Source organism: Rhizobacter sp. P1_G5 (assembly GCF_056405435.1).
The window spans coordinates 1-6859 of the sequence record NZ_JBFUCB010000312.1 but is presented as its reverse complement, the minus strand read 5'-3'; the positions used below and the strand labels follow the sequence as shown (position 1 = coordinate 6859).

The window sequence follows — 6859 nt, the reverse complement described above, 5'->3', positions numbered from 1 at the left end:
GTTGTAGACATGCAGCCCGAGCGGCGAGACCTGCACGCGGAAGTTCGGGTCGCGCACCTGCGCCGCGGTCTCGGCGATCTCCTGCGGCGTGTCGGGGAACGGGTGCTTGGCATGCACCGTCATCAGCGCATCGCTGATGCCCTTGGGCAGGCGGCCGTGGCTGGCCGCGGCATGCATGATGCGGCGCGCCCAGTCGGCCTCGCGCACCGCGCGGCGCGCATGCGGGCTCACCTGCGTGGTCAGCACCGCGGCCACGTTCAGCTCGGCGGCGATGCCGAACAGCAGCGCGTTGATGCCGCTGGTGTCGGCCTCGGTCAGCTCGGTCACGTTGCCGATGCCCAGCATGATCGGCGCGTCCGGAAAGCGCTCGCGCAGCCGGTGGTAGCGCACGATCGACGCGGTCAGCCCGAACGGGATCGGGTCGAGGATCGAATCGGCGATGTACGGCTTGCCCATGCGCTGCATCTGCTCGACGGCCGCATGCAGCGAGGCCTCGTCGGCCGGCGTGCGCGGGATCAGCACCGGCACCGCCTCCACCTCGCCGGCCACCCACAGCGTGTCGAGCGTCAGGCTCAGCAGGTAGTCGGCACCGGCCCGGCCGCCGCGCAGCAGTTCCTGCGCATCGTTCGAATCGACGCTCACCAGGAAGCCCTCGGCCTTCAGCGCCTGCACGCTGTCGGCCAGGTGGTCGAAGCGCGTCGCCGGCAGGCTGCCGAGGTCGATCACGTCGGCRCCGTCGGCGCGCAACTGGCGCGCGCGCTCGACGATGCCGTCCACCGACAGGTTCGGTGCGTCGACGATCTCGGCAAAGATCGCGACCTCGTACTCGCTCAGGTCCATCGGCCTGGCTGCGCGGTTGAAGAAGCGCGGCAGGTCTTTCAGCTCCTCGGGGCCGCGCTGCACCGGGATGCCGTAGTGCTGCGTCAGCGCGTCGAGGTCGCCGCGGCAGCGGCCCGGCACCAGGATGCGGTCGGCCCGAACCGGGCCGGGCACGCGGCGCGCGATCATCTCGGCCGTCATCAGCGCGGCCACCTGCAGGCCCAGGTCGCGCACCTCCCAGGTGAAGGGCGCCGACTCGATGCCGCCCAGCACCCGCTCCAGGCTGGGCCGGGCCAGGTGGCCGGTCAGGAAGACGATGTGTTCTACGGGCTGGTCCATGCGAGGGCGAGCTCCTTCAGGCGCGCATCGAGCGCGGCCTCCAGTTCGGCGGGGGAGCACACCACATGGCAGAAGTCGATGTCGCGAAGGCGGTCCACGTTGTCCAGTTCGATGCGCCGCGGGCGCAGCGTCACCCAGTCGTGCGGCGACTTCGTCACCACCACCGGTTCGGTGTCGCATGCAAACACGATGCCCGGGATGCCGAGCTTGCCGGCCTGCGCGAACATGTTGGTGGGCAGCGTGTCGCTGAAGCCGAAGGCGCACTTGGCCACCGTGTTGCTGGTGGCCGGTGCCAGCACCACCGTGTGGTACACGTCGTCGTACAGCATGCCGACCGGCACGCCGCTCGCGGTCTTGTCGCGGAAGACCCGGAAACGCGGCTTCAGCTCCTCGAACGGCATCTTGTAGATCGCCAGCACCTCCTCGCCTGCGGCCGACAGGAACAGGTCGCAGGCCGGCAGCCGCGCGGCCAGCGCCATCGATTCGTCGAGGAAGTGGCCCGAGCCGGTGATGCACCACGCAAAGCGCGAACGCGGCGCCGCGTCGACCGGCGGGGCGTCGTCGTCGCCGAGCGGGGTCAGCGCATCACTCGGGGTGCGAGATTTCAATGTGGAGCTTGTGGAGCTTGCGGTAGAGGGTGTTGCGGCTGACATCGAGCGCCTTGGCGACATTGCTGACGTTCCAGCGGTGCTGCTCCAGCATCTGCAGCAGCACCTGCCGTTCGTTGACCTGGATCGGGTTCAGCTTCAGCGGCGGCGTGGCGCTGTCGGCCACGGCGGGCAGGGCCGGCAGCAGGGGCACGGCCGAGACCACCGGCGGCAGGCTCGCCGCAGCGCGCGGCGTGGCGGCGGCGCTGTCGTCGTGCAGGCCTGGCAGGTGCTCGCACTGGATGGTCTCGCCATCGGCCAGCGCGGCCGCGGTGCGCAGCACATGGCGCAGCTGGCGGATGTTGCCGGGCCACGCATGTTCCATCAGCAAGCGCTCGGCCGCGCTGCTGAGCGCGGCGCCGCGGCCGCCTTCGGCCTTCAGCACGCCATGGATCAGCTCGCGCTTGTCGCTGCGCTCGCGCAGCGCCGGCAGCAGCAGCTCGATGCCCGACAGGCGGTAGTACAGGTCTTCGCGGAAGCGCCCCTCGCGCACCAGCTCGGGCAGCCGCTGGTGGCTGGCGCTGATGAGCTGGAAGTCGACCGCGTAGGTCTCTTCGGTGCCGAGCGGCGTGACCTGCCGTTCGTCGAGCACGCGCAGCAGCCGCGCCTGCAGGTCCAGCGGCATGTCGGCGATCTCGTCGAGGAACAGCGTGCCGCCGTCGGCCTGCAGGATCTTGCCGCGCCGGCCGGTGCGCTGCGCGCCGGTGAAGGCGCCGGCGCGGTAGCCGAACAGTTCGGATTCGATCAGCGTCTCCGGCAGGCTCGCGCAGTTGATCGCGACGAAGGCGCCGCCGGCATGCGGGCTCGCCTCGTGCACCGCGCGGGCGAACACCTCCTTGCCGGAACCGGTCTCGCCGCACAGCAGCACCGGCGTCTGGCGCGCGATGACGCGGCGCGCGGTCTCGAGGTGGGCCGCCAGGCGCGTGTCGTTGAAGGTCGGCGATTGCGCCGACGCGCGTGCCGCCGTCGCCGCGCGCGGCGCGAGCCGGGCCACTGCCGTCGAGGGCGTGGAGGAGGCGGTGGAGGAGGGGCCCGCAGCCCCCGACAGCGCGTGCACCGTGGCGCCCGATTCGGTGGCCGGCCGCCGTGCGACGGCGAAGAAGCGCAGCGCCGCGTTGGCGCGGAAGGTCACGATCGGGTGGAACGACGACTGGGTGCTGCGTTGCAGCATGTCCTCGAGCGATGTCTGGAACAGGTCCTCGATGTGGCGCGAGCGGATCTCGTCGACCGTCTGCAGCCCGAGCTGGAACAGCGCGCTGCGGTTGGCCGCGAGGATGCGGCCGTCGTCGCCGACGGCGAGCCGGCCTTCATGCAGCGTGTAGACGAACTCGGGCCGGCTGTGGAAGTGCAGCGGGTGCGCGTTGCGGAAGCGCCGGTCGATCAGGCGGTTCTCGATCATGCGCGCCGTCATGCCCAGCAGCACCAGCAGGTGCTGCTGCATCATGCTGGAGCGGCTGGTGACGTCGAGCACCGCGGCGATGTGGCCCGACGGGTCGTACACCGGCACCGCCGAGCAGGTGAGCTGCGTGAAGTGCGTGAAGAAGTGGTCTTCGCGGCGCACCGAGATCGGTGCCGCGGCGGCCAGGCAGGTGCCCATGCCGTTGGTGCCGGCCTCGGTCTCGCTCCACATGCCGCCGGGGCGCAGGCCGAGCGGCCCCATTTCGGCGGCGAACTCGGTGGAGGCGACCATGTGCACGATCACGCCGTCGATGTCGGTCAGCACCACCGCCGAGTCGGCATCGCCGAGCTGCTGGTACAGCGTAGTCATCTCGTAGCGGGCGCTGTCGATCACGTCGGCCTGGCGCTCGCGCCGCTCCTCGAGCGCGGCATGGCTGATGACGGCCGGTTCGCGGGCCTTGTCGGGGTGCAGCCGGTACTCGTTCAGGCAGCGGCTCCACGACTGCGTGACGACGTCGTTGGCCGAATCCTGGGCGCCGCCGCGCACGATGTCCATCACATGCTCGGCATGCCGATCCTCGCCCGTGCGCAACACCAATGCCATGTGCTTCCCCCAGAGACCGCAGGACCCTCATTCTGGTGCGATGCCGCGCGCTGCATACCGGGTGAAACGATGAGTCCCTACCGTGGTCTGCTTTTTGCGACTCGCCGAGGAAACAACCCTGGAGACACGATGACCAGCCCCAACCGCCACGCGAACCCGGCGCTCGATGCCGATCCGACACCGCCGCTCGACCTGATCTTCATCGAAGGCCTTGTCGGCGAAACGGTCATCGGCATCCACGAGACCGAGCTGCACCGGCCGCAGCCGCTGGTGATCGACGTGCATGCCGGCCTGCCCAGGGCGCGCGCCTGCGACACCGACCGCATCGTCGACACCATCGACTACAGCGTGGTGCGCGAACGCCTGCTGCGCCTGCTGGCCGAGCACCAGTTGAAGCTGCTGGAGGCGCTGGCCGAGACGGTGGCCGACATCCTGCTCGGCGAGTTCGGTGCGAGCTGGGTGCGCGTGAAGATCGTCAAGCCGCGCAAGTTCGCGGATGTGGCGGCGGTGGGCGTGCAGATCGAGCGCACCGCGAGCCCGCTGTCGGCGGCCGGCCGTTCGGCGACCGTCGTGCAGCTGCTCGGCTCGGGGCTGGTGCCTGGCACTCCGCCCCGTTGAACGTCAGCCCGCCGCGAACGGATGCGGCGTCGACCCCTTCTTCGCGACCACCTCGGCCGCGGTCGGCTGGCCGGCCACCGCGCGCTTGATCGACTCCTTGACGGCGCGGTAGTTGAAGTCCTGGATCTTCTTGTCGTCGTCGGCCAGCCAGTGGATGAACACGCCGACGCAGATGAACAGGTTGTCCGCCTCACCCGGCGGGATCGTGCCGTCCTCGACGCAGTCGGCCACGGCCATCGCCACGCCGCGCTGCGCCGGGCCGAACATCTGAACGGCCTGCTTGGCGCCCTTGATGGTGACCTTGTTGAACATCACGGTGGCAGGCTTGGTCAACAGGTTCGGGGCCACCACGGCGAGCAGCGAGGTGAAGCCGTCCTTGTTGTTGGTCAGYGCGTTGGCGAAGGCGGATTCGGCGGGGCTGCCGCGCGGTCCGATGAGCAGGTCGATGTGGGCAACTTCATTGCCCTCTCCGACGAGCGACTCCCCGACCATCATGCGATCGATCTTGGCCATGGTTGTGTCATCTCCTGTATGGGTTTGTGGGGACGTTCCCGACACTGGCAAGGCGCCAGTGCTTCAGGTCTGTTATCACGTTCCGTGCCATCGATCGTCGACCAGGCCGGCGATCATCAGCGTGGCCACCGTCAGGTCGGCGGTGGTACCGGGGTTGATGCCGTGTTCCTTCAGCCATTCGTCCCAGGCCGCGAAGGCGGGCGCCGCATCCATGCCGCCCGCGCCGCGCCAGGCCTGCGCCGAGGCCATGACAGTCTGTGCCACCGCCTCGCCGTGTTTGCGGACAATGTGTGAATCGGCAAAGCTGCCCAGCAGTGCAATGTAGAGCCGCTGCACCGCCGCCGTGGTGGCCGCGTCCGGCGACGCGCAGGCGCCCCCGTGCGGGCATGCAAAGCCCGGGCCCAATGCGGGCAGCGCGACGTCGAACACATCGGCATAGCCGTCGCGGTACTGGCGCGCGATCCGGTCGCGGCCGGCCGCCAGCGCCATCGCGGCACGCAGGTCGATGCTCGGGGCGGCGCGCACGTCCTCGGCCGGCGCGTCGCCCAGCCCGCCGGGGTTGGCGCGGGCGATCGCGCGGAACGCGTGCTGCGCATCGGCAAGGCTCAGGCCGGCCAGCACCTCGGCGAGGGCCTCGCGCAACGCGGCCGGGCGTGTCGCGCCGGGATGCCGCTCCACCGCCACGGCGATCGGTGCGCACAGCAGCAGGATGCCGAGGTTCGTGTTGCAGTGCGCCACCGACCAGCTGGCGTCCACCGCGGCCTCGATGCGCTCGCCGACGCCGGCCCCGCGCGTGAACAGCGGCCCGGCCGCGGCCATTGCGCTGTCGAGGAACATCGCGGCCTGCATGCGGTGGCCGGCCGACTGCAGGCTCACGTTGCCCGGCTTGCGCACCGCCACGTCGAGCGTGCAGGCGCACAGGAAGGCGGCCTTCGGATCCCCGGTCATCCGTTCACGCGCAGCGCCCGGCCGCGTCGGCGTCGAGCGCGCGCAGGCCGGCGCACTTGCGGTCCAGCAGGTCGTCGACGATCGCGCGCGCGATGTTGAAGCCCGTCACGCGCTGCAGGCCCTGCCAGGCCGCCACGCCGTTGACCTCGATCACCTGCGTTCCTTCCACCGACGGGATCAGGTCGACGCCGGCGTAGTCCATGTCGAGCGCCTGCGCCGCGCGCTCGGCGAGTTGCGCGAGGTCGGGCGTGAGCGCCGCCGGTTCGCAGCGCGCGCCCTGCGCGACGTTGTGGATCCAGTGCTCGCTGACGCGGCGCATCGCGGTGATCGCGTGGCCGCCCACCACCAGCACGCGCCAGTCGAAGCCCGGCGTGGTGGCGGCCGGCACGAAGCGCTGCAGGTAGGCGAGCGAGCCGAAGCCCGCGCTGAGCGCGGGCAGCGCATGGTGCACGCCGTCGACCTCGCCGACCAGCTGCAGCCCCTTGCCCTGCGAGCCGAACAGCGGCTTCAGCACCAGCGCATGGCCGGCCGCGCCCTCGCGCACCGCGATGCGCTGCGCATGCGCCTGCGATTCGGTGGCCCAGGTGGGGGGCGTCGGCACAGCGGCCGCATGCAGCAGCAGGCTGGTCATCGATTTGTCGACGCTGCGCTCGATGGCCCGCGCATCGTTGTAGACCGGCACGCCCAGTTCGCGCAGCGCATGCAGCACGCCCAGCCGCTTGGTGACCTGCTCGAAGCTGCCGCCGGCGATGCCGCGCACCAGCACCGCATCGGGCAGGCCGCGGCCGAAGCCGGGCAGCGCGAGGCCGTGCCACGCGAGCGTGGTGTCGATGTGGCAATCGGCGAGGTCGATGCAGCGGCCGACCGCGCCGCGTGCGCGCAGGGCCGCTTGCAGTTGACGTGTATGCCAACCGGTTTCGTCCGCCATGATCGCGATGCGCATCACAGCTCCTGCAGCCAGAGCTGCCGCAGC

Annotated in this window: 7 protein-coding genes; 1 reads left to right on the top strand and 6 read right to left on the bottom strand. The window is 70.7% G+C overall.

Going from position 1 to position 6859, the window contains the following annotated elements:
• The 3 genes from AC1D12_RS20185 to AC1D12_RS20175 form a co-directional block, all read right to left on the bottom strand.
• Nucleotides 1-1158 (bottom strand): DUF6513 domain-containing protein (locus tag AC1D12_RS20185; RefSeq protein ID WP_477842473.1); only part of this gene is annotated, 1158 nt, incomplete at its 3' end.
• Nucleotides 1143-1766: a flavoprotein gene (locus tag AC1D12_RS20180; RefSeq protein WP_477827216.1), complete on the bottom strand. Its 624-nt coding sequence runs from the start codon at nt 1764-1766 to the stop codon at nt 1143-1145. The genes AC1D12_RS20180 and AC1D12_RS20185, both read right to left, overlap by 16 nt.
• Entirely contained in the window at nt 1744-3807 is a 2064-nt protein-coding gene (locus AC1D12_RS20175) for a sigma-54-dependent Fis family transcriptional regulator (RefSeq protein ID WP_477827215.1), read from the bottom strand. Before AC1D12_RS20175 ends, AC1D12_RS20180 begins: the two co-directional genes overlap by 23 nt.
• A 129-nt stretch (nt 3808-3936) precedes the next feature.
• Here AC1D12_RS20175 and AC1D12_RS20170 point away from each other — a divergent pair, with 129 nt between their 5' ends.
• On the top strand, nt 3937-4425 hold the full coding sequence (locus tag AC1D12_RS20170; RefSeq protein WP_465112218.1) for a dihydroneopterin aldolase: 489 nt from the start codon (nt 3937-3939) through the stop codon (nt 4423-4425).
• Nucleotides 4426-4428: 3 nt separating this feature from the next.
• Here the strand turns inward: AC1D12_RS20170 and fae are convergent, their stop codons facing one another.
• The 3 genes from fae to AC1D12_RS20155 all read right to left on the bottom strand — a co-directional run bounded on the left by fae (nt 4429) and on the right by AC1D12_RS20155 (nt 6829).
• The gene (fae, locus tag AC1D12_RS20165) at nt 4429-4938 is read right to left on the bottom strand and encodes a formaldehyde-activating enzyme (RefSeq protein ID WP_047502303.1); all 510 of its coding nucleotides are present in this window, start codon (nt 4936-4938) and stop codon (nt 4429-4431) included.
• Nucleotides 4939-5013: 75 nt separating this feature from the next.
• A complete protein-coding gene (locus AC1D12_RS20160) occupies nt 5014-5886 on the bottom strand; it encodes a triphosphoribosyl-dephospho-CoA synthase (RefSeq protein ID WP_477842471.1) in 873 nt (290 codons plus the stop codon).
• A gap of 4 nt (nt 5887-5890) precedes the next feature.
• Nucleotides 5891-6829: an ATP-grasp domain-containing protein gene (locus AC1D12_RS20155; RefSeq protein ID WP_477829045.1), complete on the bottom strand. Its 939-nt coding sequence runs from the start codon at nt 6827-6829 to the stop codon at nt 5891-5893.
• Nucleotides 6830-6859 lie beyond the last annotated feature (30 nt).

Coding starts and splice junctions, on each gene's coding strand:
- AC1D12_RS20175 (WP_477827215.1), bottom strand. CDS start 3,807: ATGGCATTGGTGTTGCGCACGGGCGAGGATCGGCATGCCGAGCATGTG.
- AC1D12_RS20170 (WP_465112218.1), top strand. CDS start 3,937: ATGACCAGCCCCAACCGCCACGCGAACCCGGCGCTCGATGCCGATCCG.
- AC1D12_RS20160 (WP_477842471.1), bottom strand. CDS start 5,886: ATGACCGGGGATCCGAAGGCCGCCTTCCTGTGCGCCTGCACGCTCGAC.
- AC1D12_RS20155 (WP_477829045.1), bottom strand. CDS start 6,829: ATGCGCATCGCGATCATGGCGGACGAAACCGGTTGGCATACACGTCAA.